The 26,084-nt window shown below is 73.0% G+C and carries 22 protein-coding genes; 5 read left to right on the plus strand and 17 right to left on the minus strand.

Annotation, left to right across the window (positions count from 1 at the left end):
* Nucleotides 1–64: 64 nt before the first annotated feature.
* On the plus strand, nucleotides 65–1,810 hold the full coding sequence (gene argS / locus J4709_RS43965; RefSeq protein ID WP_208251148.1) for an arginine--tRNA ligase: 1,746 nt from the start codon (nucleotides 65–67) through the stop codon (nucleotides 1,808–1,810).
* A gap of 4 nt (nucleotides 1,811–1,814) precedes the next feature.
* Here argS and J4709_RS43970 read toward each other — a convergent pair whose 3' ends face one another.
* From J4709_RS43970 to J4709_RS44030, 13 genes are all read right to left on the minus strand, one after another.
* Nucleotides 1,815–2,762 (minus strand): LLM class flavin-dependent oxidoreductase, encoded by a 948-nt coding sequence (locus J4709_RS43970; protein ID WP_208251149.1) that lies wholly within the window; start codon nucleotides 2,760–2,762, stop codon nucleotides 1,815–1,817.
* Nucleotides 2,759–3,010: a DUF2630 family protein gene (locus tag J4709_RS43975; RefSeq protein ID WP_232384960.1), complete on the minus strand. Its 252-nt coding sequence runs from the start codon at nucleotides 3,008–3,010 to the stop codon at nucleotides 2,759–2,761. The genes J4709_RS43970 and J4709_RS43975 overlap by 4 nt, the downstream gene beginning before the upstream one ends.
* A 147-nt stretch (nucleotides 3,011–3,157) precedes the next feature.
* Entirely contained in the window at nucleotides 3,158–4,072 is a 915-nt protein-coding gene (locus J4709_RS43980; protein ID WP_208251151.1) for a hypothetical protein, read from the minus strand.
* Between the two features lie 84 nt (nucleotides 4,073–4,156).
* Nucleotides 4,157–5,008, minus strand: a complete 852-nt coding sequence (locus J4709_RS43985) for an aldehyde dehydrogenase family protein (protein ID WP_208251155.1) — start codon at nucleotides 5,006–5,008, stop codon at nucleotides 4,157–4,159.
* A 16-nt stretch (nucleotides 5,009–5,024) separates the two neighbouring features.
* A complete protein-coding gene (locus J4709_RS43990) occupies nucleotides 5,025–6,455 on the minus strand; it encodes an aldehyde dehydrogenase family protein (RefSeq protein WP_208251156.1) in 1,431 nt (476 codons plus the stop codon).
* Nucleotides 6,456–6,457: 2 nt separating this feature from the next.
* Complete coding sequence (gene deoC, locus J4709_RS43995) at nucleotides 6,458–7,414, minus strand: deoxyribose-phosphate aldolase (RefSeq protein ID WP_208251157.1); 957 nt, start codon at nucleotides 7,412–7,414, stop codon at nucleotides 6,458–6,460.
* A 24-nt stretch (nucleotides 7,415–7,438) separates the two neighbouring features.
* A complete protein-coding gene (locus J4709_RS44000; RefSeq protein ID WP_208251158.1) occupies nucleotides 7,439–8,488 on the minus strand; it encodes a hypothetical protein in 1,050 nt (349 codons plus the stop codon).
* The gene (locus J4709_RS44005) at nucleotides 8,485–8,997 is read right to left on the minus strand and encodes a SigE family RNA polymerase sigma factor (RefSeq protein ID WP_208251159.1); all 513 of its coding nucleotides are present in this window, start codon (nucleotides 8,995–8,997) and stop codon (nucleotides 8,485–8,487) included. The genes J4709_RS44000 and J4709_RS44005 overlap by 4 nt, the downstream gene beginning before the upstream one ends.
* Before the next feature lie 110 nt (nucleotides 8,998–9,107).
* Nucleotides 9,108–11,042, minus strand: coding sequence for a WD40 repeat domain-containing serine/threonine protein kinase (locus J4709_RS44010; RefSeq protein WP_208251160.1), 1,935 nt, complete (start codon nucleotides 11,040–11,042; stop codon nucleotides 9,108–9,110).
* Nucleotides 11,043–11,094: 52 nt separating this feature from the next.
* The gene (locus J4709_RS44015; RefSeq protein WP_208251162.1) at nucleotides 11,095–11,643 is read right to left on the minus strand and encodes a chorismate mutase; all 549 of its coding nucleotides are present in this window, start codon (nucleotides 11,641–11,643) and stop codon (nucleotides 11,095–11,097) included.
* Nucleotides 11,644–11,826: 183 nt separating this feature from the next.
* Nucleotides 11,827–12,159, minus strand: coding sequence for a TraR/DksA family transcriptional regulator (locus J4709_RS44020; protein ID WP_307802065.1), 333 nt, complete (start codon nucleotides 12,157–12,159; stop codon nucleotides 11,827–11,829).
* A gap of 132 nt (nucleotides 12,160–12,291) precedes the next feature.
* Complete coding sequence (locus tag J4709_RS44025) at nucleotides 12,292–13,734, minus strand: serine/threonine-protein kinase (RefSeq protein WP_208251168.1); 1,443 nt, start codon at nucleotides 13,732–13,734, stop codon at nucleotides 12,292–12,294.
* Nucleotides 13,735–13,803: 69 nt separating this feature from the next.
* Nucleotides 13,804–14,427, minus strand: a complete 624-nt coding sequence (locus J4709_RS44030) for a maleylpyruvate isomerase family mycothiol-dependent enzyme (protein WP_232384961.1) — start codon at nucleotides 14,425–14,427, stop codon at nucleotides 13,804–13,806.
* 103 nt (nucleotides 14,428–14,530) lie between these two features.
* Here J4709_RS44030 and J4709_RS44035 point away from each other — a divergent pair, with 103 nt between their 5' ends.
* From J4709_RS44035 to J4709_RS55195, 3 genes are all read left to right on the plus strand, one after another.
* On the plus strand, nucleotides 14,531–15,520 hold the full coding sequence (locus J4709_RS44035; RefSeq protein WP_307802066.1) for a sigma-70 family RNA polymerase sigma factor: 990 nt from the start codon (nucleotides 14,531–14,533) through the stop codon (nucleotides 15,518–15,520).
* Nucleotides 15,521–15,582: 62 nt separating this feature from the next.
* On the plus strand, nucleotides 15,583–16,650 hold the full coding sequence (locus J4709_RS44040) for a CaiB/BaiF CoA transferase family protein (RefSeq protein WP_208251172.1): 1,068 nt from the start codon (nucleotides 15,583–15,585) through the stop codon (nucleotides 16,648–16,650).
* 42 nt (nucleotides 16,651–16,692) lie between these two features.
* Nucleotides 16,693–19,710, plus strand: a complete 3,018-nt coding sequence (locus J4709_RS55195) for a helix-turn-helix transcriptional regulator (RefSeq protein WP_307802067.1) — start codon at nucleotides 16,693–16,695, stop codon at nucleotides 19,708–19,710.
* 223 nt (nucleotides 19,711–19,933) lie between these two features.
* On the opposite strand, the gene J4709_RS44050 is transcribed toward J4709_RS55195, so the two are convergent.
* Both J4709_RS44050 and J4709_RS44055 read right to left on the minus strand, forming a co-directional pair.
* Nucleotides 19,934–20,752, minus strand: coding sequence for a class I SAM-dependent methyltransferase (locus J4709_RS44050; protein ID WP_208251173.1), 819 nt, complete (start codon nucleotides 20,750–20,752; stop codon nucleotides 19,934–19,936).
* 267 nt (nucleotides 20,753–21,019) lie between these two features.
* Nucleotides 21,020–23,005 (minus strand): acyl-CoA dehydrogenase family protein, encoded by a 1,986-nt coding sequence (locus tag J4709_RS44055; protein WP_208251176.1) that lies wholly within the window; start codon nucleotides 23,003–23,005, stop codon nucleotides 21,020–21,022.
* A 215-nt stretch (nucleotides 23,006–23,220) separates the two neighbouring features.
* Between J4709_RS44055 and J4709_RS44060 the strand changes: the two genes are divergently transcribed.
* Nucleotides 23,221–23,985, plus strand: coding sequence for an IclR family transcriptional regulator (locus tag J4709_RS44060; protein ID WP_208251178.1), 765 nt, complete (start codon nucleotides 23,221–23,223; stop codon nucleotides 23,983–23,985).
* Nucleotides 23,986–23,992: 7 nt separating this feature from the next.
* Here the strand turns inward: J4709_RS44060 and J4709_RS44065 are convergent, their stop codons facing one another.
* Together J4709_RS44065 and J4709_RS44070 are read right to left on the minus strand one after the other, a co-directional pair.
* On the minus strand, nucleotides 23,993–24,787 hold the full coding sequence (locus J4709_RS44065; RefSeq protein ID WP_208251181.1) for an enoyl-CoA hydratase-related protein: 795 nt from the start codon (nucleotides 24,785–24,787) through the stop codon (nucleotides 23,993–23,995).
* Nucleotides 24,788–24,899: 112 nt separating this feature from the next.
* Complete coding sequence (locus tag J4709_RS44070; RefSeq protein ID WP_208251183.1) at nucleotides 24,900–26,033, minus strand: acetyl-CoA C-acetyltransferase; 1,134 nt, start codon at nucleotides 26,031–26,033, stop codon at nucleotides 24,900–24,902.
* Nucleotides 26,034–26,084: the final 51 nt, after the last annotated feature.

Here is a 26,084-nt window from a genome sequence, read left to right on the forward strand (position 1 = left end):
CGCGCCGTCCCGCACCGCCGGAAACCCGTGCCATGCGGTGCGCGCGCGCCGATAACCTTGGAACATGCCCGATCCGCAACTCGTACTCGCCGCCCGGGTCCAGGACGCCTTGAGCGCCGCCTTCGGACCGTCGTACGCGGACGCCGACCCGGTCATCCGGCCGTCGCAGTTCGCCGACCTTCAGGCCAACGTGGCGCTGCCGCTGGCCAAGAAGCTGGGCCGCAAGCCGCGAGACGTGGCCGACGAGATCGTCAAGCACCTCGACACCGCCGGCGTCGTGGCGGACGTGCAGGTCAGCGGCCCGGGCTTCATCAACCTGACGCTCAGCGACGACTGGATCGCCGGCGAGGCCCAGCGGGCCCTGCGGGACGACCGGCTCGGCGTCCCCGCCACCGGCGCGCCGCAGAAGGTCGTCGTCGAGTACTCCTCGCCGAACGTGGCGAAGGAGATGCACGTCGGGCACCTGCGGACCACGATCGTCGGCGACGCGATCGCCCGCATCCTGGAGTTCCTCGGCCACCACGTCGTCCGCGACAACCACGTCGGCGACTGGGGCACCCCGTTCGGCATGCTGATCGAGCACCTGCTCGACCTCGGCGAGGACGCCGCCGCCCGTGGCGACTCCTCCGTCAGCGACCTCACCGCCTTCTACCAGGCCGCCCGCGCGAAGTTCGACGGCGACGAGGAGTTCGCCGACCGGTCCCGGCGGCGCGTCGTCGCCCTCCAGGCGGGCGACCCCGAGACGCTGCGGCTCTGGAACGTCCTCGTGGACGTGTCCAAGAAGTACTTCAACCACGTCTACGGGCTGCTCGGCGTCACCCTCACCGACGACGACATCAAGGGCGAGAGCTTCTACAACGACCTGCTCGCCCCCACCGTCCAGGAGCTGGAGGACAAGGGCATCGCGGTGATCAGCGACGGGGCGCTGTGCGCGTTCCCGCCCGGCTTCACCGGCCGCGAGGGCGAGCCCCTCCCGGTGATCATCCGCAAGAGCGACGGCGGCTACAACTACTCCACCACCGACCTCGCCACGATCCGGTACCGGGTCGACACCGAGCACGTCGACCGGATGGTCTACATCGTCGGCACGCCGCAGTCGCTGCACTTCCAGATGGTCTTCGCGGTCGCGCGGATGGCCGGCTGGCTGGGCGACGAGGTGAGCGCCGAGCACGCGCAGATCGGCAACGTCCTCGGCACCGACGGCAAGATCCTGCGGACCCGCGCCGGCGGCACCGTCAAGCTCGCCGAACTCCTCGACGAGGCCGTCGAGCGCGCCGGCGCCGTCTACGACGAGGTCCAGCACGACGAGTCGTTCGACGACGCCACCCGCGCCGCGATCGTCCGCGACGTCGGCATCGGCGCGGTCAAGTACGCCGACCTGTCCGTCGCGCGCGACAGCGAGTACGTCTTCGACTTCGACCGGATGATCTCGTTCAACGGCAAGACCGGCCCGTACCTGCAGTACGCCGCCGCGCGGATCCGGTCGATCTTCCGCAAGGGCGGCCTCGCCCCGGACGAGGCGGCCGGCCCGATCGTCCTCACCGAACCGGCCGAACGCGCCCTCGCCCTGCAGCTCCTCGGCTTCGGCGCCGCCCTGGAGCAGGCCGGCGCGACCGCCGAACCGCACCGGCTGGCGAGCTACGTCTACGCCGTCGCCGACGCCTACACGACCTTCCACGAGAACTGCCCGGTCCTGAAGGCCCCCGACGAGGCGACCAAGGCGTCCCGCCTGGCCCTGTGCGCCGTCACGCTGCGCACCCTCACCACCGGCCTCCACCTCCTCGGCGTCCCCACCCCGGAACGCATGTAGGAGGTCAGCCCGCCGGGGCGGCCTCCGCCGGAGCCGCGTGCCCCGCCGGACCGGCCGGCCCGGCGGCGAGGCCCCGCCTCTCGCGGGCGGCCTGCTCGCGGACGGCGGGCACGACCTCCAGCGCGAACACCGGAAGCTGCTCCGGGGCGCCGCCGAACAGGAACGTGTCGACGCCGTGGCCCACGGCCAGCTCGGTCATCTCGTAGACCCACTGGCGCGGCGGGCCGTGCAGGAAGCCGCGCGAGTCCCGCGCGTCGATGGAGCCTTCGAGCAGGTACACGCGGCGGAGCTCGGACGGGCTGCGGCCCGAGCGGGCGGCGGCGTCGTCGAGGCGGCGCTGCCCGTCGGCGAGCCGCTTCGGCGGGACGAGCGACGACGGCGCGATCCAGCCGTCGGCGACGCGTCCCGCGAGGTCGAGGGCGCGCGGCCCCGTCACGCCGAACCAGATCGCGATCTGGTGCGCGGGCACCGGACCGGCCTGCGCGGCCGCGAACCGGTGGTGCTCGCCCTGGAAGCGCAGCCCGTTCTGGTCGCTCCAGTGCAGCCGGATGATCTGCACCGCCTCCTCCAGGGAGCGGCGCGCGGCGGCGCCGTCGAGGCGGGGCCCGCCGTAGGCCTCGACGCCGTCCCAGGACGTGCCGGCGCCGAGTCCGAGCTCGACGCGGCCGCCACTCAAGGCGTCCATCGTCGCGAGCGCCTTGGCCAGCAGCGCGGGCGGCCGGAGCGGCAGGCACGCCACCGCGGGCAGCACCCGGATCCGGGTGGTGACGGCGAGCGCCGTCGCCATCAGCGTCAGCGCGTCGGCGGTGTCGCGCAGGTAAGGGCGGTCGCGGACGCCGAGCAGGTCGAGCCCGTACCGGTCCGCGTCCTGCGCGATGCGGACCAGCGGCGCGGACGCGTCCGGTGCCAGCGACAGGCCGAAGCGCAGCGCCCGCCGGGTCGGCTGGGTCACTGCAGGTACCCCTCGACCTCGTCCGGCGGGCGGACATGGGAGTCCGCTTCGCCGGGGCCCTCGCCCGCGTCGATCCGGGCGCGGCGGCGGCGCAGCAGGTCCCAGCACTGGTCGAGGGCGACCTCGAGGTCCTCCAGCCGCCGGTGCTCCTCGTCGCGGTCCAGGTCGCCGTGCTGGTAGCGGTCGCGCAGCCGCTGCTCCTCACCGACGTACTCGTCGATGCGCGCCAGGATGTCCTTCTCGTCCAATGGGCCCTCCCGTGAGGCCGCCGTGCTGGTCCACCGGCCGCCGGCTCCGCCCGCGCCCGTGCTCCGACGGCCCCGCCCGCCGGCCGCCGCCGTCATCATCGGGCTGCCGCCGTCACCGGGCAGGGCGCCGTGCCGGGCGCCGGCGGGTCAGCGCCGGCCGGCGTTGGTCAGGCCGGTCAGGAAGCCGCCGTCGGAGCTGGTCGAATGCTGCAGACCGCTGCTGGTCTTCGGCTCGACCATCGGCCCGGCGGACGGCGCCGCGGCGGTCGACTCGGCGGTCCGGCGGGCCGTGGCGCCGCCCGCTCGCGGGCGCGTCGAGGCGGTCTTGCCCGCCCCCGACGCGCTCGACTTGCGGGCGGTGCCGGACGCGCGGGACGTGCCGCTCTTGCGGGCCGTCCCGCTCTTGGTGCTCGCGGTCGTCCGGGACGCGGTGGTCTTGCGCGCGGCGCTGGTCCGCGGCTTGGCCGCCGTCGTCTTCTTCGCCGCCGGCCGGGTCTTGGACGCCGTGCTCTTGCGCGCCGTCGACTTCGGCGAGGTCACCCGCGCCGACGTCGTGGACCGCGAACGGGCCGCCGCCGAAGTGGTCTTGCGGGCCGTCCCCGACGACGTGCTCTTGCGCGCCGTCGTGCCGGTCTTGCTCTTGGCCGCGGCCTGCTGCTTCCCCATGTCCTTGGCCGCGGTGTTCATCGCCTTGGCGGCGTCGGTCATCGCCTTCGTGGCGGTGGTCATGGCCTTGGTCATCGCGGTCATGGCCTTGGCCGACGAGGACGCCTTGGTCGCCACCGACTTCATCTGCTTGGCGGCGGCCTTGGCCTGGTCGGCGGCCTTGGTGACGCGCTGCGACGCCTGTGTGGACGTCCGGCTCGACGCGGCGCTGGTCCGCTTCGCCGGAGTCTTCTTCGCGGTCGAGCGGCTGGTCGTGGACCTCGACGGCGACTTCGCGGCCGAGGTGCTCTTGGAGGCCGTCTTCTTGGCGGCCGTGGACTTGTTCGCCGTGGTGCTCTTCGTACGAGCGGCCGTACCTCGGCTCGTGGTCGTACGCGGTGCGGTCTTGGTAGGCACTGATCTACCCCCCGTGATGATCAGATACGGGGGGTTCTATTCCACCGTTCGTGACGCTCTACACACTCCGCGCCATTTCCACTTTCAGACGCCCACGGGGTGCCACACCGTCTTGACCTCCAGAAACGCCGTCATACGCGCGGTTCCGGGGTCGTCGGCCCAGTCCTCGGAAGCGCGGAAGACGCGCTTCAGGTTGCCGGCCGCCGCGTCCTCCAGCGAGGGCACGTCGGCGTCGGGGACCCCGGTGAGGTCGATGGCGTTGACGTCCATGTGGGAGGCGAGCCAGGGGGCGAGTTCGGTGCGGTGTCCGGTGAGGATGTTGATGACGCCGCCGGGCAGGTCGGAGGTGGCGAGCACTTCGGCGAGGGTGATCGCGGGGAGTGGTGCGGGCTCGGAGGCGATGACGACGGTGGTGTTGCCGGTGACGATCGCGGGCGCGACCACCGACACCAGGCCCAGCAGCGGCGAGTCGGGCGCGATGATGCCGACGACGCCGGTGGGTTCGGGGGTGGAGAAGTTGAAGAACGGCCCGGAGACAGGGTTGGCGGCACCGGCAACAGTGCTGATCTTGTCGGCCCAGCCCGCGTACCAGACCCACCGGTCGATGGCGGCGTCGACCTCGTTGGCGGCCTGTGTCTTGGATGCGCCGGTGTGGCGGAGTTCGGTGATGAACTGGTCGCGGCGGCCTTCCAGCATTTCGGCGATGCGGTAGAGGATCTGCGCGCGGTTGTAGGCGGTGCGCCCCGACCAGCCGCCGAAGGCTTTGCGGGCGGCGGACACCGCGTCGCGGACGTCCTTGCGGGAGGCGTGGGAGGCGTTGGCGACGAACCGGTCTTTGGTGTCGGTCACGGGGTAGGACCTGCCTGACTCCGACCGCGGGAACGCGCCGCCGATGTAGAGCTTGTAGGTCTTGCGGACGGCCAGCCGGTCAGACATTCGCTTAGTCATTCGCTCAGACATTGAGGTAGGCCTCCAGCCCGTGGCGTCCGCCTTCGCGGCCGAATCCCGATTCCTTGTAGCCACCGAACGGGGAGGCGGGGTCGAACTTGTTGAAGGTGTTGGCCCACACCACCCCGGCGCGCAGCCGCTGCGCGGTCCACAGGATCTGCGAGCCCTTCTCGGTCCAGATCCCCGCCGACAACCCGTAAGGGGTGTTGTTGGCCTTGGTCACGGCCTCCTCAGGGGTGCGGAACGTCAACACCGACAAAACGGGCCCGAAGATCTCCTCACGCGCGATCCGATGCGACTGGGCCACGCCGGTGAACAGGGTCGGCGCGAACCAGAACCCGCGATCGGGCAGCTGACACGGCGGCGACCACCGGCCCGCGCCCTCCTGTTCGCCTGCCGCCGACAGCTCACGGATCTTGTCGAGTTGCGCGGCGGAGTTGATCGCGCCGATGTCGGTGTTCTTGTCCAGAGGGTCACCGACCCGCAGCGTCGCCATCCGCGCCTTCAACCGCTCCAGGACCTCCTCGGCCACCGACTCCTGCACCAGCAGCCGGGACCCGGCGCAGCACACGTGCCCCTGGTTGAAGAAGATCCCGTTGACGATGCCTTCGACGGCCTGATCGAGCGCCGCGTCGGCGTAGACGATGTTGGCGGCCTTACCACCCAGCTCCAGCGTCAGCTTCTTCGACGTCCCCGCGAGGGTGCGGGCGATCTGGCGTCCGACGTCGGTGGAGCCGGTGAAGGCGACCTTGTCGACCCCCTCATGGGCGACCAGGGCGCGGCCGGTGTCGCCCGCGCCGGTGATGATGTTGACGACGCCGGGCGGCAGGTCGGCCTGGCGGCAGATGTCGGCGAACAGCAGAGCGGTCAGCGGCGTGGTCTCCGCAGGCTTCAACACCACGGTGTTCCCGCAGGCCAGCGCCGGGGCGATCTTCCAGGCCAGCATCAGCAGCGGGAAGTTCCACGGGATCACCTGGCCCGCGACACCGACCGGTTTCGGGTCCGGGCCGAACCCGGCGTGGCCGAGTTTGTCGGCCCAGCCGGCGTAGTAGAAGAACCACGCCGCCACCAGCGGGACGTCCACGTCGCGGGACTCGCGGATCGGTTTGCCGTTGTCGATCGACTCCAGCACCGCCAGCTCACGCGAGCGTTCCTGAATGATCCGCGCGATCCGGTACAGGTACTTGGCGCGCTCGGCGCCCGGCATCGGCCCCCACACCCGCTCAAAGGCGATCCGGGCGGCCTTCACGGCGCGGTCCACGTCCGCCTCGTCAGCGCACGCCACATCGGCCAGCACGGCTTCATCGGCGGGGTTGATCGTCTTGAACGGCTCACCATGCCCGTCGACGAACTCACCGTCGATGAACAACCCGTAAGAGCCGCGGATGTCAACGACCGACCGGGACTCGGGCGCGGGCGCGTACTCGAACACCATGATCAGTCCAGGGTGAAGTAGTCGGGACCGGAGTACACCCCGGTGGACAGCTTGCGGCGCTGCATCAGCAGATCGTTCAACACCGAGGAGGCGCCGAGCCGGAACCAGTGCGGCGTCAGCCAGTCCGGGCCGGCGGTCTCGTTCACCAGCACCAGATACTTGATCGCATCCTTGGTGGTGCGGATCCCACCGGCGGGCTTCACCCCGACCTGACGTCCGGTCGCGGCGCGGTAGTCGCGGACGGCCTCCAGCATCACCAGCGTCACCGGCAACGTCGCCGCCGGCGACACCTTCCCGGTCGAGGTCTTGATGAAGTCCGCGCCCGCCCGCATCGCCAACCACGACGCACGCCGCACATTGTCGTAAGTGGACAACTCACCCGTCTCCAGGATCACCTTCAGGTGCGCCTGGCCGCATGCCTGCTTGACCGCGGTGATCTCCTCGAACACCTTCAGGAAGTCACCGGACAGGAACGCGCCCCGGTCGATCACCATGTCGATCTCCGCGGCACCCGCCGCGACCGCGGCCCGGGTGTCGGCGAGCTTGGCCTCCAGCGGAGCCCGCCCCGACGGGAACGCCGTCGCCACCGACGCCACCCCGATACCCGTTCCCTCAAGGGAGCGGACGGCGACCTCGACCATGTCGGGGTAGACGCACACCGCTGCGACCTTCGGCACCGAGGGATCGGACGGGTCGGGATGGGCGGCCTTGGCGCACAGCGCAGCCACCTTCCCCGCCGTGTCCGCGCCCTCCAGCGTGGTCAGGTCCACCATCGAAATGGCCAGGTCGATCGCCTCGGCCTTCGCGGACGTCTTGATCGACCGGGTGGCGAGCCGGGCCGCCCGCTCCTCCGCGCCGACCTGGTCCACACCCGGCAGACCGTGCAGGAACGCGCGCAGCTCGGCGGCGCCGATGAGAGTCTCCGTTGACACGCCCCAAGCATCGCCGAAGACCCTCATCGGCACAAACGGCCCATGTCCCGGTCAGCCGAGCGGCGCCGTCCAGCGCACCGGCTCGTCGCCGAGCAGCGTCACGCGGCGGTAGAGGCCGGTCAGTCCGCCGGACGCCTGCAGCCGCCGCAGCGGCCCGCCCGTCGCCTGCACGGTGACGTCGAAGCCCCGCACGTTGTAGACGACCAGCCGCTGCGCCTGCGACGGGTCCCGGTCCACCTTCGGGCCGCCGTGCGGCAGCCGGGAGTCGAAGGCGGGATGCCCGTCGATCTTCGTGTTCACCGGGGCGCGGGTCCGCCTCGCGGGCGCGACCTCGATCCCCAGGTCACCGCCCGGCGAGCCGGACGAGGTCAGCCGGACGGACGCCCGGGGCCCGGTGCCGACGCTGACCTGCACCGGCTTCAGCCCGGAAGGGACGCCCCGGGCCCGGAACGGGAATGGCGCCGGCCCGCGGGAACCGAACGCCACGCCCTTCGCGATGCGCAGCACGGTCGGCTCCTGCGCGATCGCCCGGTCGGTCACCGACAGCAGCGCCCAGTGGTGCGGCTGGTACTCCCACCGCAGCTCGGCGGGCACCTGGTCGGAGCCCGGGCCGCCCGGCTCGATCGTCCAGTGCCCGATGCGCCCGTTGATGAGCGCCGTCTTCGTCCAGCCGCCCTTCTTCCCGCCGGACAGGTTGGCGATCGGCGGTTCGGTGCGGGACTCCAGGACGGTCAGCTCCAGCGCCGGGCGGTCGCCCTTCCCCGCCGCCAGCGTGTAGCTGGTCCCGTCCTCTTCGGAGCGCGTGACCTCCGTCTGCGCGTACCCCTTCGGCAGCCAGCCGAACGCGGCCGGCGGGACCAGCAGGGCCGGGTATCCCGCCCGCTCGGCGGGCCGGACGGTGCGGTGCGGATCCTCCGGCGAGCCGGGCAGCACCGCGACCGCCGCGACGGCCGCCGCGAGCCCGGCCAGCGCCGTCCCGGCGGCGGCGCGCCGGCCGCGCCTGATCCGGCGCCCCTTCCTGATCGCCGCCGCCGGGTCCACGGACGTCGCCGGTCCGGGCGCCGCGGCGATCCGCTCCAGCCGCTCCTTCAGGTCGTTCATGCCGGGTTCTCCCCATCCGTGAGGCTCTGCACCGGTTGCAGGACGCGGCGCAGCGCGTCCAGCCCGCGCGCCGTCTGGCTCTTGACGGTCCCTGCCGAGCAGTCGAGGACGGCGGCGGTCTGCTCGACCGACAGATCGCAGTAGAAGCGCAGTACGACGGCGGCCCGCTGCCTCGGCGGCAGCGCGGCGAGCGCGTCCCGCAGGTCCAGACGGCCGTCGAGGTCGGGCGGGCCGCCCGACTCATCGGGCGGTTCCGGGACGAGCCGGACGCGTCGCCGCCAGCCGCCGCGCTGCTCGGCGAGGAACACCCGGACCAGCACCGTCCGCGCGTAGCCGTCGACGTTGTCGGCCGCCGACGCGCGCCGCCAGTGCAGGTAGAGGCGGGTGATCGCGGTCTGCACGAGGTCGTCCGCCCGGTGCCAGTCCTGGCACAGCAGGTAGGCGACCCGCCGTAACCAGGGCGTTCTCGCCGTCACGTAGGCGGTGAACTCGTCGTCCCGTCCCGGCATGCGCATGCTCCTCGGCCGTTCCACACCCCCTTGATGCGGCCGGGGCGCCGGAAGGTTGCACGGCCCGTGTCAGCAGATCGAAAGGACGGCCCGGGGCACGACCGCGCCTGTCAGGTCGGCGTGGGCAGGCCCATGGCGGTCAAGTCCCACAGCCGCAGGGTGTAGTCGTCGCTCGCGCTGGCCAGGGTGCTGCCGTCGGGGCTGAACGCCACCGCGGCGATGGTGTTCGCATGGCCCGTGAGGGGCGGCCTGAGGAGTTTGCGGGTGGCCACGTCCCACAACCGCACCATCTGGTCGAGGCCGCCGGTGGCCAGGATCTTGCCGTCGGGACTGAACGCCACCCCGTCGATGCCGCGGTCACCGTCGGTGAAGGACTTGCCGATGGGCCTGCGGGTGGCCGCCTTCCACAACTGCACCTCGCCGTCGCCCGCGCTCGCGGTGACAAGGGTCTTCCCGTCGGGGGTGAACGCCACCCCGCCGACCCCGCCGGCGCGCTCCTTGAGGTTCCGCCAGCGGGCGTGCCCGGGGTCGTCGCCCAGGTCCCACAGGTACACGTTGTCGCCGCACGTGGTGACCAGGGTCCTCCCGTCCGGGCTGAACACCATCGCGTTGACGGTGTTGAGGTGCACGGCGGGCTCGCCGAAGGCTTTGCGGGTGCTCGCGCGCCGCAGCAGCACCTCGCCGCCGCCCGAAGTGGCGAGGATCCTGCCGTCGGGGCTGAACGCGACCGCCCAGACGGCTTCGTACTGGCCGGTGAGGGGCTTGCCGACCGGCAGGCGGGTGGTCGCGTCCCACACGCGCGCCGTCTTGTCCTTGCTCCCGGTGACCAGGGTCCTCCCCTTCGGATCGAACGCGACCGAGAGCACCGCGTCCTTGTGGCCGGTGAGGGGCTGCCCGATGGGCGCGCGGGTCGCCAGGTCCCACAACCGCACGGTGCCGTCGTCGCTCGTGCTGGCGAGGGTCTTCCCGTCCGGGCTGAACGCCACCGCGGTGACCCGGCCCGTATGGCCCTTCAGCACCTTCCCCAGGGACGGCGGGCCCGAGGCGGCGGGAGTAGGGCTCGCGTGGGGGCGCCGCGACTTCCCGTCGTGCGTGAGGGCGTAGCCGACGGGGACGGCCAGGGCGACGGCGGCGGCGCCTCCGCTGAGCAGGAAGGCGCGGCGGGAAGGCTCCGCGAACGGCACCGGCGGAACGACGTCGTCGGCCGCCGGGGGCTCGGCGGGCGGGTTTCCGGCCAGCGTGTTGAGGGTGGCGGCGACGGCCTCGGCGCTCGGACGCCGCCGCGGGTCACGGCGAAGCATCTCGCGCAGCGCCGGCGCCAGGATCCGGGCGCGCTCCATGGGCGTGGGCTCGCCCCGCGAGATGGCCAGCAGCAACGCCGCCATGCTGCCGCCGGTGAACGCGGGCCGCCCTTCGACGGCCGCGTACAGGGTGACGCCGAGGGACCAGACGTCGGATGCCGCGGTCGCCTCCCGGTCGTCGACCTGCTCGGGCGCCAGGAAAGCGGGAGTGCCGAGCAGGACGCCGGTCGCGGTGAGGGCGGTCTCGCCGGGCACGGCGGCGAGCCCGAAGTCGGAGACCACGACCCGCTCGCCTTCCAGCAGGATGTTGGCCGGTTTGATGTCGCGGTGCACGACCCCCGCCCGGTGGGCGGCCGCCAGCGCCTCGGCGATCCGCGCACCGATCCGGGCGGCCTCCGCCTCGTCCAGCGGACCGCCGTCGGCGATCGCGTCGGCCAGGGACCGTCCCCGCACCAGCTCCATCACCATCCACGGCAGGCCGTCCTCGTCGTGGAACTGGTCGTGGACGGTGATGATGCCGGGATGCTTGAGCATCCCGACCGACCGGGCCTCCCGCTCCATGCGCGCCACCAGCTGGTCGCGCAGCCCCGGTTCCAGGCTCATCGGCAGCTTGAGCCGCTTGAGGGCCACGTCCCGGCGCATCCGCTCGTCGTGCGCCCGCCAGACGGCGCCCATCCCGCCCTCGCCCAGCAGCTCCACGAGCCGGTACCGGCCCATCACGACGTGTCCCGCATCCCGTGTCACAGAGGCACACAATCATGCCGACACGGGATCCAATAACCCCGAAGAGCGCATCTCAGCAGATCGACGGAATGGCCCGGACCAGCGCGACGCGGTGCAGGGCGTCGGGACGCCGGGCCGCCTCGACCCGCCCGACGGCGCCGGCCAGCTCAGCGCGGCAGGACGCGCCGCGCCGCACGTCCCGCGTGTCCTTGATGTCCGCGAGCAGCTCGCCGGTGATCCGGTCGAGCAGCGGCCGGACGTCCTTGCCCAGGTCGGGACGGTGCGCCGGGATGTCACCGGGCCTAACCGCCCACCGGGCGAACAGCCCGCGCTGGACGAGCTTGCCCGCCTCCATCTGGTCCCGGAAGATCCGCTGCGCGGTCCGCGGGTCGATGCCCATCTCCGCCGACCGCTCCGCGACCGAGTCGAGGATCTGCTGCTCGCGCGCCTTGTCCTCGATGGGCATGCCCGTCCCCCACTTGGCGGCCGCGACCATGTCCGCGACGTCGAGCCGCCGCGCCACCACGTCGACCAACGGCGTCAGCCCGTCGTCCGCCGCGTACGCCGGAACGGCGAACCCGCACAACAACGCAACAACCACACCGGCAACAGCGACCTTCACCCGCCAAGCGTAGGCCGCACACGAACGCCCACCCGACCGGCAACTCGTTGACTTGCGGCGTGTCGTCCTTATCCGGCCGCCGATAAGGACGACACGCCGCAAGTCAACGCACCTCCAGAGGTCCCGAGGAGGACGAGACCTACAGGTCCAGCTCGCCGGCCTGACGCCGTGGCGGAGATGGCGTCAGGCGCAGCCGACGCAGGTTCGGGCCGTCGGCCGGACGGCCAGGCGCTCCGTCGCGATCGGGCCGCCGCAACGTTCGCAGGTCCCGTAGGCGCCGTCGGCGAGCCGGCGCAGCGCGCCGTCGATCTCGGCCAGATGGGCTCGGGCGCGGCTCAGGGACGCCTCGATCCGGGCGCGCTCGAACGCGATGGTGGCGCCCTCCGGGTCGTGCTCGTCGTCCGCGTTGCTCTGCGCCGACGCTTCGACGACGCCCTCCCAGTCGCGGCGCAGCGACGCCAGGAGTTCCAGCGTGCCCGCGCGGTCCGCGGTGAGTCGTTCCTCCGCCGTGGTCACACCGCGTTCAACGCCCGCCGCGCCCGGCGCGATTCCTCCATTTGTGGCGGGTCGGGGTGAACTCGGATGGGGCGGGGTGCATCAGACGTAGTGGTGGCCGTGGTGATCGGGGGACCACGGCCACCACTTGCGCTATTTCGGGATCCTGGGCGCGACGCTCTGGGCGAGGGCGCCGGCCTTGCCGCACAGGTCCGTCACCGACGAGTTCTTCGCGTAGGCGTTGACCGCGACGTTCCCGAAGGACGCGGGCCACTGGATGAGGCAGTTGTAGGAACTGCTCACCATCTGCGCGGACGACGGCAGGCCCGTGACCGACGGCGGCGAGGGCTTCCCGCCGTTCTGCACGCTGACCTCCAGCGAGCCGTAGGCGAGCATGAGGTACCCGTCGCCCCAGCCCGGCGGGTACCAGCGGCAGACCCGCAGCCAGGGCTTGCCGGTGCCGGGCTTGCCCGTGCCCTGCGCCTGCCCGGCCCAGAGCTTGAACGTGCGTTTGGTGGTGTCGTCGGGGGTCTGGCAGGGGTCGGGCAGGCCGTCCGCGTCCGTCGGGACCGGGGCGGGCGGCGCCGTGGTGGTCTTCGCGGCGGCAGGGTGAAGCCTTGTCGCGGACGGGTGGTCCTTGTGGCCGCCCCCGGCCGTGGCCACAAGGACGACCGCCGCCGCGCCCACGAGGGCCGCTGCGCATCCGCCGGCGATCAGCGCGTTCCGCCGCCCGTGGACGGGCCGGAGCGTCCGGGTGGGGAGCGACGGCGCGCCGATCATCTCCAGCGCCCGCGGGACGGACGGACGCGCCGCCGGGTTCTTGCTCAGCAGCGCGGTGATGAGCGGCGCGAGGCCGCCCGCGCGCTGCGGCGGCGGCGGGTCGTGCATGATCACGGCCCGGAGCGTCCCGCTGGGGCTGTCGCGGCGGAACGGCGAGAGGCCCTCGACCGCGCGGTAGAGGGTGACGCCGAGGGAGAACAGGTCGCTCGCGGCGTCGCCGTCGGCGCCGTCGGCGCGTTCGGGGGCGAGGTACTCGGCCGATCCGATGATCAGGCCGGTGGCGGTGAGCGCGGTGTCGGCCTGGTGCACGGCGATGCCGAAGTCGGTGAGCAGGACGTCGCCGTTCTCGGCCAGCATCACGTTCGCGGGCTTGACGTCGCGGTGCAGGATGCCGGCGGCGTGGGCGGCGCCGAGCGCGTTGAGCAGCCCGGCCGCCACGTGGGCGGCCTCGGGTTCCGGCAGCGGGCCGCCGGCGCGGAGCCGGTCCTCCAGCGACCGGCCGGTCACCAGCCGCATGACGATCCATGGGACGCCGTCCTCGATGACGACGTCGTGCACGGTCACGATGTTGGGGTGGTCGCGGAGCCGTGCGGCGTTGCGGGCCTCGCGTTCGGCGCGGGCGAGGCGCTGCCCCAGTTCGGCGTCGGCCCCCGGTGGCAGCCACATGCCCTTGACCGCCACGACCACGCCGAGCGCCTCGTCCCGCGCCTTCCAGACCTGCCCGAACCCGCCCGAGCCGAGTGGCTCGAGCAGCCGGTAGCGGCCGCCCACCAGATGTCCGGGCCGGATCCGTCCGGTGACCTCGTTGTCCGTCACGGTGACGATTATGCGCCCAAACAGACATTGGTGTCTATGTAATCGCGAGGACCTGCGGGAACGCGCGCGTCACCCCGTGAACCGCGCCGCCGCCTCCCCCTCGACACGCCCCTCGGGCAGGCGCCGCCCGCACACCACGAGCAGCAGGTCGCCCGCGAGGCCGCGGACCGGCGTCCCGGTGCCGTAGCTCCAGTCGAGGTCGGTCGCCTCCAGCTTGACCCCGTCCAGATCGGTCTTGAAGTAGGCGACGTTCTTCGGCCGCATCCCGTCCAGCACCAGGGCGATCCGGTCCACGGGAGGGCGGCGGTCCAGGCCGGCCCCCACCGTGATGTCCAGCCCGTGGATCACGTCGTGGGAGAGCGCGCCGACGGCGCCTCCCCCGGGCGGCGTCCACGGATGGTCGATGTTGTCGCGCAGCTGGGCGAGGAGCTGATCAGCGGAGAGCGCGGCGGCGTCGCGGCGCGCGGACCGGTCGGCCATCAGGTTGAAGCGGCCGCCCGCCTTCACCATGTCCAGGAGAAAGCGCGGGAGCGAGGTCCGGTACGGCATCGTCGTGTGCGCGATCACCTCCCGCACCCGCCACCCCTCGCACAGCGTCGGCGCGTCCCACTGCTCGGGCCGGAGCCCCGCGAGCATGCCGGCCTGCTCGCGGCGCTCCGCGGCCACCTCGGCGCGGATCTTGTCTTCGGTCATCACGGTCTCCTCCTGCTGGCACTGGCCTTCCCAGGGGATACGACGCGGACACCGGAAACTCATCGGTGGCCGGAACGTCGGGGGCCGCGCATAGGGTCGGGGCGTGACGGAGGCGTTGACCGGTGCGGCCTCCCGCCTGGAGCCGTACCGGACGGAACTGACCGGCTACTGCTACCGGATGCTCGGGTCCGGCTTCGAGGCCGAGGACGCGGTGCAGGAGACCCTGCTGCGGGCGTGGCGGTCGTTCGACCGCTACGACGAGCGGCGCGGGTCCCTGCGGACGTGGCTGTACCGCATCGCGACGAACGTCTGCCTCGACATGCTGCGCAGCGCGCAGCGCCGGGCCCTCGCCATGGACCTCGGTCCCGCCGCGGACGGTTCGGGCCCGCCGGACCTGGGCGCGCCCCGTCCCGAGGCCGGCTGGGTCCAGCCGGTGCCCGACGCGCTCGTCCTGCCCGCCGACGGCGATCCGGAGCGGCTGGCGGTGCAGCGCGAGACGGTCCGGCTGGCGTTCGTCGCCGCGCTCCAGCACCTGCCGCCCCGGCAGCGGGCCGTGCTGATCCTGTGCGACGTGCTGTGCTGGAAGGCGGCGGAGGCCGCGCAGGCGCTGGACTCCACGACGGCCTCGGTGACCAGCGCGTTGCAGCGCGCCAGGACGACCTTGAAGGCCGTGAGCCCCGGGCTCGGCGAACCGTTCCACCCATCGGACGCCGCGCAGCGCGACCTGCTGGCCCGCTACTGCGACGCGTTCGAGCGGCACGACGTCGCCGCGCTGGTGGCGCTGATCCACGAGGACGCGACGATGTCGATGCCGCCGTTCACCTGGTGGCTGCGCGGCCGCGGCGCGATCCGGCGGGCGCTGCTCGCCCCGGAGGCGTCGTGCGCGGGCGCCCGGCTGGTCCCGGTCGCGGCGAACGGCTCGCCGGCGTACTGGCAGACCCGTCCGGGGCCCGACGGCGTCCACGCGCCGTTCGCCCTGGTCGTCCTCGACCTCTTCGAGGGGCTGGTCGGCGGGAGCACGACGTTCCTGAACACCGATCGGCTGCTGCCCCTCTTCGGCGCCCCGCCGGGTCGCAACCAAGCGCTCGCTTGACCGTCGGCCGGTCCGCCGGACACCATGGCGGGGCCCCGGACGAGCCGACGCGGAGGAGACCCATGGCGCCGCTGGACGGACTGCGCGTGCTGGACCTGACCATGTGGCGGCCCGGCCCGTACACCACGCAGCTGCTCGCCCAGCTCGGCGCCGACGTCATCAAGGTGGAGCCGCCGGGCGGGGAGCCCATGCGGATGTTCCAGGGCCACTTCGACCTGCTCAACCGGCGCAAGCGCAGCATCGCCCTCGACCTGAAGTCCGACGCCGGGCGGGAGCGGTGCCTGGAGCTCGCGGCGGACGCCGAGGTGTTCGTCGAAGGATTCCGGCCCGGCGTCGCGGACCGGCTCGGCGTCGGCGACGCGGCCGTGCGCGCGCGCAACCCCCGCCTCGTCTACTGCTCCATCTCGGGCTACGGCGCGGACGGGCCGCTCGCCCAGGTGCCGGGCCACGACGTCAACTACCGCGCGTACGCGGCGACGCTGCCGCCGGACGCGGTGTCCCCGTCGCTGGAGGAGCTGCCGGTCGCCGACATGGCCGCCGCGACGATGGCCGCGTTCGCGATCACCGCCGCGTGCCTCAAGGCCCGCGCGAGCGGGGAGGGCGACCGGATCGACCTCGGGATGGCCGACGTGCTGGCGCACTGGACGAGCACCGTCCCGGAGGCCACCCGCCCGCAGCCGGCCCCCGAGCCCGCGGAGCCGGCGCCGCACGTGACCGGGCCCGTCCCCGGGTACGGCGTCTACGCCACCAAGGACGGCCTGCGGATCACGCTCGGGGTCGTGTCGGAGGAGCGGCTGTGGGCGGCGACGTGCGGCGCGCTCGGCCTGGACGGGGCGGCGGGCGTCCCGTTCGCCGAACGGCTCGGCCGGGTCGCCGAGCTGGACGCGCGGATCGCCGCCGCGATCGCCCGGCTGACCAGGGACGAGGCGATGGAGCGGCTGTCGGCGGCGGGGGCGCCGGTCGCGCCGCTGCTGTCCGGCGCCGAGATGCTGGACCTCGATCATTTCCGGGCGCGCGGCGTGCTGGACTCCGGTCCGGTCCGCACCGCCGCGCACCCGCCGCTGCCCGGCGGGCCCGTCGCCGGGCTGGACGAGCACCGCGGTCAGGGCTGGCACCGTCTCACCGACTGATATTCAGGTGGGATTGTCGGATTCATTTGGCATCCTTGTGACGTGAGCGCGCGTGCGATGAGTCCTGTCCTGGTCGGCCGGGCAGCCGAGCTCGGCCTGCTGGAGGACGCGCTGGCGTCGGCCCCCGGCGCCGTGCTGGTCGGCGGCGAGGCCGGCCTCGGCAAGACCCGGCTGATCCGCGAGTTCGCCGCGTCCGTCGGCCGCGGCCGGGCCCGCGTGCTGATCGGCGGCTGCCTGGAGCTCGGCTCCGACGGCCTGCCGTTCGCGCCGTTCACCACCGTGCTGCGCGGCCTGGTCCGCGACGTCGGCATCGACGGCGTCGCGGCGCTCGTCCCGCGCGGCGACACCGGGTCCCTCGCCCGGCTGCTGCCGGAGTTCGGGGAGCCGGAGAGCGACGCCGCCACCGGTGAGGAGCGCGCCCGGCTGTTCGAGGTGGTGCTGACGCTGTTCGAACGGCTCGCCGAGCGCGAGCCGGTGGTCCTGGTCATCGAGGACGCGCACTGGGCGGACCGTTCCACTCGCGACCTGCTGGCGTTCCTGGTGCGCAACCTCAGCGTCGCGCCGGTCCTGATCGTCGTCACCTACCGGTCGGACGAGCTGCACCGCACGCATCCGCTGCGGCCGCTGCTCGGCGGGCTGGAGCGGGTCGACCGGGTCAGCCGGCTGGAGATCGGCCGGCTGGCGCGCTCGGACGTCGCGGCGCTGGTCACCGAGGTGCTCGGGCACGCGCCGCCGGCCGGGCTCGTCGAGCGGATCGACGCCCGCAGCGAGGGCAACCCGCTGTTCATCGAGGCGCTGCTCGACGACGACGGCACGCTGGCGTGCGAGCTGCCCGAGTCGCTGCGCGACCTGCTGCTGGCGGGCGTGCAGCGGCTGCCCGAGGAGACCCAGGACGTGCTGCGCGACGCCAGCGGCGGCGGCACCCGCATCGAGCACGCGCTGCTGGCCGCCGTGTCGGGCCTGGACGACTCCGCGCTGACCCGGGTGCTGCGCCCGGCCGTCGCCGCGAACGTGCTGGTCGTGGACGGCGACGGGTACGCGTTCCGGCACGCGCTGATCCGCGAGGCCGTCCACGACGACCTGCTGCCCGGCGAGTACACGCGGCTGCACACCCGCTACGCCGAGGCCCTGGAGAACGACCCGGGCCTCGTCCCGTCCGGGCGGCTCTGGGTGGAGCTCAGCCACCACTGGAAGGCCGCCAACGACGCCACCTGGGCGCTGGTCGCGTCGTGGCGGGCGGCGGCCGACGCGCGCAAGGCCCTCGCCTACGCCGAGTGCCTGACGATGCTGTCGCGGGTGCTGCACCTGTGGGACCGGGTGCCGGACGCGGCGGAGCGCATCGGCGCCGACCACACCAAGGTGATGGAGGACGCCGCGGTCGCCGCCGACCTGGCCGGCGAGTACGACCGGGGCATCAAGTTCGTCACGGCGGCGCTGAAGGAGGTCGAGGCCGCCGGCGATCCGGGGGCCTGCACCGGCGAGGCCGAGGCCGACATCGGCGAGACCGTGATCGACATCGAGCGGTGGGCGTCGCTGCTGGAGCTGCGCGGCCACATGCGCTACGAGATGGCGCGGCCCGGTTTCGTCGACGACCTGCGGGCCGCGGTGAAGGCGCTGCCGGCCGATCCCCCGACCGTGCTCCGCGCGCGCGTCCTCGCGACGTTCGCGACCTACGTGCGCTTCTCCACCGACATCCCGGAGGCCCAGGCCGCGGCCGCGGAGTCGCTCGCCATCGCGCGCAAGCTCGCCGACCCGGTCGCCGAGGCGCAGGCGCTCATCACGCTGTTCTGCGCCGACATCGACTACTCCGACTACGGCGCCGCGACGGAGGGCACGCTCAACGAGATCGAGCGGATCGTCACCGCCGCCGGCAACCACCGGGTGCAGCTGCGCTACTACGTCATCAAGTCGCACTTCCTGGAGGGCGCGGGCAAGCACGAGGAGGCCGCGGCGGTCGCCGCGAAGGGCAAGGAGCTGGCCCGCGAGTACGGCGTGGCGCGGACGCAGGGCACGTTCCTGTGCATCAACCAGGCCGAGCCGCTGGTCTCCCTCGGCCGCTGGGACGAGGCCATCGCGGTGATGAACCACGCGATGGAGGAGGAGCCGGCGGTGACGATCCGGACCTCGCTGCTGGTCCTGTCCGGCGCCGTGGCGCTCGCCCGCGGCGACCTCGACACCGCCCGCGAGCGCCTTGAGGGCTCCCGCGAGGTCATGCGGCTGAAGATGAAGTGGCGCAAGACGCAGGACTACTTCAGCAGCCTGTGGCTCGAAGCGCGGCTGGCGCTCGCCGAGGGCCGCCCGCAGGACGTCCTCCCGGCCGTCGAGCACGTGATCGAGGAGGCGGGCCTGCCCGACGACGCCCGCTACGCGCTGCCGGTGCTGGTCGCGGGCGCCGCGGCCTGCGCCGAGATCGGCGCGCCCGCCGCGCCGGTGCTGCGCCGGATCGAGGAGCGCGCCGCCGGCCTGACGATCAGCGGCCCGCTGCAGCGCGCCCACAGGCTCGTCCTCGACGCCGAGACGTCACGGGCCCGGGGCGTCCCCGACCAGGCCGGCTGGGACCGGGCCGCCGCCGCGTGGGAGGCCATCGGCAACCCGTACGGGCGCGCGCAGGCGCTGGTCCGCGCCGCCGAGGCCGCGCTGGCGGACGGCGACCACGACGCGGCGTCCGAACGGCTGCGGATCGCCGGCGACGCCGCCGCCGGCCTCGGCGCCGCGGCGCTCGCCGAGCAGGTCGCCGAACTGCTGCGCCGCACGCGGGCCCCGCGCCGGACCGCCGCCGACCCGTCCGCCCCGCTCGGGCTGACGCCGCGCGAGTACGAGGTGCTGCGCCTCGTCGCCGAGGGGCGCAGCAACCGCGACATCGCCGAGGCGCTGTTCATCTCGGTGAAGACGGCGAGCGTGCACGTGTCGAACATCCTCGGCAAGCTGGAGGTGGCCAACCGCGGCGAGGCCGCCGCGACCGCGCACCGGCTGGCGCTGTTCGCCGGGTCCGCCGGGGGCCCGGCCGCGGGCGGGCGTGGCTCGGTGGCGGGAACCCCCCTCCCGGGCCCCCGCCACTGAACCGTCGGACCACACGGGAACTGACGTGGCCGGCCTTCACGGGCGCGCACCGCGGAAGCATGCGGTGCTCCTCCTGACGGAGAGGCGGTCCGCGACCGTTCCGGCCACTGCCCAGTGTGCTCCGCCCACCGCGCCGTGTGACGGGCGACATACCGAAAACGGCGGGCACGAGTTCACATGGTGATGATCTCGTGCCCGCCGTGCCGCCGGCCGGGGCCTCCCGCTAGCGCGGAACGCGCGCCACACAGAAGACGGTCTGGCCGAACGGCGGCCGGACGACGCGCTCGATGCCGCGCGTCAGCGGCACGACCGTCCGGTCGTAGATCTTGACCAGCCGCGGGTCGGGGTAGCCGGCGCCGCCGCGGCGGACCGCGAACCACCAGGCGATCCCGCCCAGGAAGTTGATGGGCTTGAGCACCTCGGGGACGAGCCCGGCCTCGCGGACGGAGGCCTCCAGCGTCTGCGGGGTGTACCGGGTGACGTGCCCGACCTTGCGGTCGAAGTCGCCGTACAGCTGCATGTAGCCGGGCACCCAGATCACGATCCGGCCGCCGGGCAGGGTGACCGAGGCGAGGTCGCGCAGCGCCTGGACGTCGTCCTTGATGTGCTCCAGGACGTTCATCATCACGACGGTGTCGACCTTCTGCCGGATCTCGATCTCGGCCGGCAGTTCGAGGTCGATGACCTCGACGTCGTCGTTGCCGTCGTAGCGCTTGCGCAGCTCGCCGACGCAGTAGGGGTCGTTGTCGCTGACGACGAGGTAGTCGAGGCGGCCGGCGAACTGCTCGGAGAAGTGCCCGAGCCCGGAGCCGATCTCCAGCAGCGAGCGCCCGACGTGGGGAGCGACGGTCTCGTACTCGTACTTGCGGTAGTTGCGGGCCTCGTCACCGCCCAGGTGGTTCTCCAGCGCCCCGTCGCCGGCGGCGGGCTGGATGAGCTCTCCGTCCCCCGCGGTCGGCGTTGCGGGCGCGGGTTTCGGACCGCTTCCGAGTAGATTGAGTAGGGTTCCTGCGATGGACTTCTTCTGACCAGGTTGCTGCATACTTCCCGCTCGCTGGGTGCGTTGGCGTTCTGCCTGTTTTCGCCGGATCGATGTGCCGGATCCCTCGGGATGGCTGATCTCTGGCGCAAGGTCGGGTCAGTCTACCCATCCGTACGCGAGCGCAATGCCCGGCGTTCAGGAATCGGCGCACGGCGGACGGAGACCGGTCGCCCCGGCGCGGCCGGACCGGTCGGCCGGCCGCGGGGCCAGGTCACCGTAGCGCACGGCAGTCCGCCGGTCACGTACCGCAGGTCAGCGCGGACGCCCTCAGCCGATCGTGCGGTGCACGCTCTCCCGGTCGCTCGGGCCTGGTTCGGCGGGCGCGATCCACGGTCCGGGAATGGAGGGGTCCAATACGCCTTCCTCCACCCAGGCGAAGTCGCCGGCGAGGACGGCGCGCGCGAGTTTCACGTCCATCTCGTCGGTGTTGCGCCATAGTCCGTCGAACAGTTCGTCGACGCGGACGCGCGCCTGGCGGCAGAACGCGTCGGCCAGCAGCACGGCGGAGGCGCCCGGAACATTGGCCTCGCCAACCCCGTCCATAATGGATCCGGAAAGCGGACCAAGGCCGGCGGAATCGGCGTTGGCGCGGACGCATACGGCGCTCATCGCGAACAACTCGGCGCCGATGTCGACCATTCGGCCGAGGAAGCCCTGCTTGTACTCCAGCTTCCCCTGCCAGCGGCCCGCCGCGTAGAAGATGGAGCGGGCGAGCTTGCGGGACGCGCGCTCCACGTACCGCAGGTGCTTGGCGAGCGCACCGAACTCGGCGTAGGCGTTCGGCCGCTGCCCGGCGCCCGTCACCAGCGTCGGCAGCCAGCGCGCGTAGAAGCCGCCCGCCTTGGCCGCCGCGCGCGCCTTCGTCCCGGTGGAGGCGTCGGGGTCGATGATGTCGCCCGCGACGGACAGGTGCGCGTCCACCGCCTCGCGCGCGATCAGCAGGTGCATGATCTCGGTGGAGCCCTCGAAGATGCGGTTGATCCGCAGGTCGCGCAGCAGCTGCTCGGCGGGCACGCCCCGCTCGCCGCGGGCGGCCAGCGACTCGGCCGTCTCGAAGCCGCGGCCGCCGCGCAGCTGGACCAGCTCGTCGGCGATCCGGCAGGCCATCTCCGACGACCACAGCTTGGCGAGGGCCGCCTCGATCCGGATGTCGTTGCGCTCGTCGTCGGCGAGCTGCCCGGACAGGTCGAGGACCGCCTCCAGCGCGTACGCGGTGGCGGCGATGAACGCGACCTTGCGGGCCACGGCCTCGTGCTCGCCGACCGGCCGGCCCCACTGCACCCGCTCCTTCGACCACTCGCGGGCGATCTTGGCGGCCCACTTGCCGCTCGCCGCGCAGATCGCGGGGAGCGACAGCCGCCCGGTGTTCAGCGTGGTGAGCGCGATCTTCAGGCCGGCGCCCTCCTTGCCGATCAGGTTGGCCTTGGGGACGCGCACGTCGTGGAAGCGCGTCACGCCGTTCTCGATGCCGCGCAGCCCCATGAACGCGTTGCGGTTCTCCACCGTGATGCCGGGCGCGGACATGTCCACGATGAACGCCGAGATGCCACCGTGATGGCCGTCCGACTTCGGCACGCGCGCCATGACGACGACGAGGTCGGCGACGACGCCGTTGGTCGTCCACAGCTTGACGCCGTTGAGGACGTAGCCGTCGCCGTCCGGGACCGCCGTGGAACGCAGCCGCGCCGGGTCGGAGCCGACGTCGGGCTCGGTGAGCAGGAACGCGCTGATCTGCCTGGCGCACCGCGGCAGCCACTCGTCCTTCTGCTCCTCGGTGCCGAACATCTTGACCGGCTGCGGGACGCCGATGGACTGATGCGCCGACAGCAGCGCCCCGAGTGCCGGGCTGACCGACCCCACGACCATCAGCGCCCGGCCGTAGTAGAGCTGGCTGAGCCCGAGCCCGCCGTACCGCTCGGGGATCTTCATGCCGAGCGCGCCCATCTCCCGCAGGCCGGCGACCACGTCGTCGGGGATGCGGGACTCGCGCTCGATCAGCGCGGGGTCGATCCGGGTGGCGCAGAACTCGGTGAGCCGCGCGAGGAACGCCTCGCCGCGGCGCCGCGACTCCTCGTCCGGGCGCGGATGCGGGTGGACGAGGTCGAGCCGGAAGTCGCCGAGGAAGAGCTGCTTGCCAAAGCTCGGCAGCCGCCACTCGGACTCGCGGGCCTCCTCGGCGACCCTGCGGGCGGTCCGCTCGTCGACGTGGCCCTCGGTGCGACTCGGCTGGCTGGTGCGACTCGGCTGGCTCATGCCGGCTCCTCGGAAGCGATGCCCTCCGCTCCCGCCCTTCGGGCGGCAGCCCTGGGGGTCTGGGGGATCGGCCCCCAGAGGTTGCACTGTCCCGAAGTTACTCCCCGGTCGGCGGGCCGGGTACTCCCCCGCCGTCCAGGCGTGTCGCGGGCGATGGCGCCCGAGTAGGGGCAAAGGCCTTGACCTCGCCGGGCCGGAGGGGTTCGCTGTGCGTGATGGATGAGACACGCAAGCCCACTCTCATCGCCTCGGTGCAGCGCGCCCTGCACCTCATGGAGGTGGTGGCGTCGCATCCCAGCGGCGCGCCCGCCAAGCAGCTGGCCCGCGAGGCCGGGCTGCCCCTCGCGACCGCCTACCACCTGCTGCGCACCCTCGCGCACGAGGGCTACGCCATGCGGCTGCCCGACGGCGTCTGGGTGCTCGGCGACCGCGTCCAGTCACTGCACGGCCGGAGCCGGACGCAGCAGCTGCTCGCGCGCGTCCGCCCGACGCTCGTCGCGCTGCGCGACGAGCTGGGCGCCGCCTGCTACTTCGGCATGCACGTCGACGACGAGATCCGGCTCATCGACGTCGCCGACGGCCCGCGCGCGCCCCGCGTCGACGTCTGGGTCGGGTTCGACGAGTCCGCGCACGCGACCGCGCTCGGCAAGTGCATGCTCGGCCAGCTCGACGAGGACCGGCGCCGCGACTACCTCGCCCGGCACCCGCTCGTCGACCTGACCCCGCACACCATCACCGAGCCCGCGCGGCTGCTGAGCACGCTCAGCTCGCCCGCCGGGCTCTCCCTCGACCGCGAGGAGTACGCGCTCGGCACCGGCTGCGCCGCCGTCCCCGTCACCGACGCCGCCGGCGCCGCCGTCGGCGCGCTCGCCGTCTCCTGCCGCACCGGCAAGCTCACCAGGATCGAGAGGTCGGTGGACCGGATGCACGCGCGCGCCGCCGAACTGCAGCGGACGCTCACCTTCACCACCACCGGCTGACCGCCGGTCAGCGGCCCTGGAAGTCGGGGGCGCGGTTCTCCAGGAAGGCGGTGATGCCCTCCTTGGCGTCCTCGGTCGCGGCCAGGCCGACGAGCTCGGACAGCAGGTGCTCCACCTGGTCCTCCAGCGGACGGCCCTCGATCGCGAAGAACGCGTCGCGGCCCCGGCGCAGGCCGAGCGGGCTCTTGGCCGCGATGGTGCGGGCCAGCTCGTCCACCCGCGCGTCCAGGCCGGCGCGCGGCACGACCTCGGTGACCAGGCCGATCTCGCGGCCCTCAGCGGCGGTGACGCGCTGCCCGGTGTAGTAGAGCCTGAACGCGTGCTTCGGCGCGACGTTCCGGTTGATGATCGCCATGATCATCATGGGCCAGAGGCCCACGTTGACCTCGGGCGTGCCGAGCTTGACGTCGTCGGCCGCGACCACCAGGTCGCAGGCGGCGGCGAGGCCGAGCCCGCCGGCGACCGCGTGCCCGGCGAGCCGCGCGATGATCGGCTTGCCGAGCTTCGGGAACGCGGTGAACAGCCGGAACGGGGCGCTCTCGCGGATCGCGGCGGGATCCGCGACGGACCGCCCGTCCGCCTGGGCCGCGCCGAGCCCGCCGAGGTCGGCGCCCGCGCAGAACGCCCGGTCGCCCGCGCCGGTCAGCACGATGACCCGCACGCCGCCGTCGGCCTTCGCCCGGTCGAACGCGTCGAGCAGCTCGCCGATCATGGTGTCGCTGAGCGCGTTGCGGGCGTCGGGCCGGTTCAGCGTGATCCGCGCGACCCGCTCCGCGACCTCGTACACGATCGTCTCGTACATGCTCTGCTCCCTGGCGGTCCACCGGCACGACCCGGCCATCATCCCGTCCGGCGCGAACGCCCGTGGCCCACCCCCGGACCGGGGATGGGCCACGGGGACCGCCGTGCGGGGACTAAAGACGCTCGATGATGGTGGCGTTGGCCTGGCCGCCGCCCTCGCACATCGTCTGCAGGCCGTAGCGGCCGCCGGTGCGCTCCAGCTCGTGCAGCAGCTTGGTCATCAGGATGCCGCCGGTCGCGCCCAGGGGGTGGCCGGTGGCGATCGCGCCGCCGTTGGGGTTGGTCTTGTCCAGCGAGGCGCCGGTGTCGTGCGCCCACGCCATCGGGACCGGGGCGAACGCCTCGTTGACCTCGAAGACGTCGATGTCGTCGATCTTCAGGCCGGCCTTGGAGAGGGCCTTCTCCGTCGCCGGGATCGGGCCGGTCAGCATGTAGACCGGGTCCGAGCCGGTGATGGCGAGGGTGTGGATGCGGGCGCGCGGCGTCAGGTTGTGCTGCTTGACGGCCTCCTCGGAGGCGATCAGCACGGCGGACGCGCCGATGGAGATCTGCGAGGACACCGCGGCGGTGATGACGCCGCCCTCGCGCAGGGTCTTCAGCCCCGCCATCTTCTCCAGGGTGGTGTCGGGGCGGGCGCCCTCGTCCTTGGACAGCCCGGCGAGCGGGGCGATCTCGCGGTCGAAGTAGCCGGCCTCGATGGCCTTGGCGGCGCGCTTGTGGCTCTCCAGCGCGAACTTCTCCAGGTCCTCGCGGGTGAAGCCCCACTTCTCGGCCATCAGCTCGGCGCCGCGGAACTGGGAGATCTCCTGCCGGCCGTAGCGCTCGCCCCAGCCCTCGCCGTACGGGAAGTCCAGGCCGGCGACGATGCTCGAGCCCATCGGCACCTTGGCCATGTGCTCGACGCCGGAGGCGACGACGACGTCCTGGGTGCCGGACAGGACGCCCTGCGCGGCGAAGTGGATCGCCTGCTGCGACGACCCGCACTGCCGGTCGATGGTGACGCCGGGGACGCTCTCGGGCAGGCCGGCCGACAGCCAGGCGGTGCGCGCGATGTCCAGCGCCTGCGGGCCGGCCTGCATGACGCAGCCCATGATCACGTCTTCGACCGCGGACGGGTCGACGCCGGTACGGTTCACGACCTCCTTGAGCACGTGCGCCCCGAGGTCGGCGGGGTGCACGTCCTTAAGGGCGCCCTTCTTGGTACCGACGGGGGTACGGACCGCGCCGACGATGTACGCCTCGGCCACTACGCCTCCAAAATTCTGGGGTTCCGTCCCGAAACCGAGTGAGATTCGGTC

This window comes from Actinomadura violacea, assembly GCF_017573465.1.
Classification (GTDB): domain Bacteria; phylum Actinomycetota; class Actinomycetes; order Streptosporangiales; family Streptosporangiaceae; genus Spirillospora; species Spirillospora violacea.

Excerpts from the sequence above, each read along its gene's own strand:
- J4709_RS44040 (WP_208251172.1), top strand. The coding sequence starts at position 15,583 with ATGGCGCCGCTGGACGGACTGCGCGTGCTGGACCTGACCATGTGGCGG.
- J4709_RS43985 (WP_208251155.1), bottom strand. The coding sequence starts at position 5,008 with ATGTCTGACCGGCTGGCCGTCCGCAAGACCTACAAGCTCTACATCGGC.
- J4709_RS44065 (WP_208251181.1), bottom strand. The coding sequence starts at position 24,787 with ATGTACGAGACGATCGTGTACGAGGTCGCGGAGCGGGTCGCGCGGATC.
- J4709_RS44060 (WP_208251178.1), top strand. The coding sequence starts at position 23,221 with ATGGATGAGACACGCAAGCCCACTCTCATCGCCTCGGTGCAGCGCGCC.
- J4709_RS44030 (WP_232384961.1), bottom strand. The coding sequence starts at position 14,427 with ATGACCGAAGACAAGATCCGCGCCGAGGTGGCCGCGGAGCGCCGCGAG.
- deoC (WP_208251157.1), bottom strand. The coding sequence starts at position 7,414 with ATGAGGGTCTTCGGCGATGCTTGGGGCGTGTCAACGGAGACTCTCATC.
- J4709_RS44000 (WP_208251158.1), bottom strand. The coding sequence starts at position 8,488 with ATGAACGACCTGAAGGAGCGGCTGGAGCGGATCGCCGCGGCGCCCGGA.
- argS (WP_208251148.1), top strand. The coding sequence starts at position 65 with ATGCCCGATCCGCAACTCGTACTCGCCGCCCGGGTCCAGGACGCCTTG.
- J4709_RS44055 (WP_208251176.1), bottom strand. The coding sequence starts at position 23,005 with ATGAGCCAGCCGAGTCGCACCAGCCAGCCGAGTCGCACCGAGGGCCAC.
- J4709_RS43990 (WP_208251156.1), bottom strand. The coding sequence starts at position 6,455 with ATGGTGTTCGAGTACGCGCCCGCGCCCGAGTCCCGGTCGGTCGTTGAC.
- J4709_RS44005 (WP_208251159.1), bottom strand. The coding sequence starts at position 8,997 with ATGCCGGGACGGGACGACGAGTTCACCGCCTACGTGACGGCGAGAACG.
- J4709_RS44050 (WP_208251173.1), bottom strand. The coding sequence starts at position 20,752 with ATGCAGCAACCTGGTCAGAAGAAGTCCATCGCAGGAACCCTACTCAAT.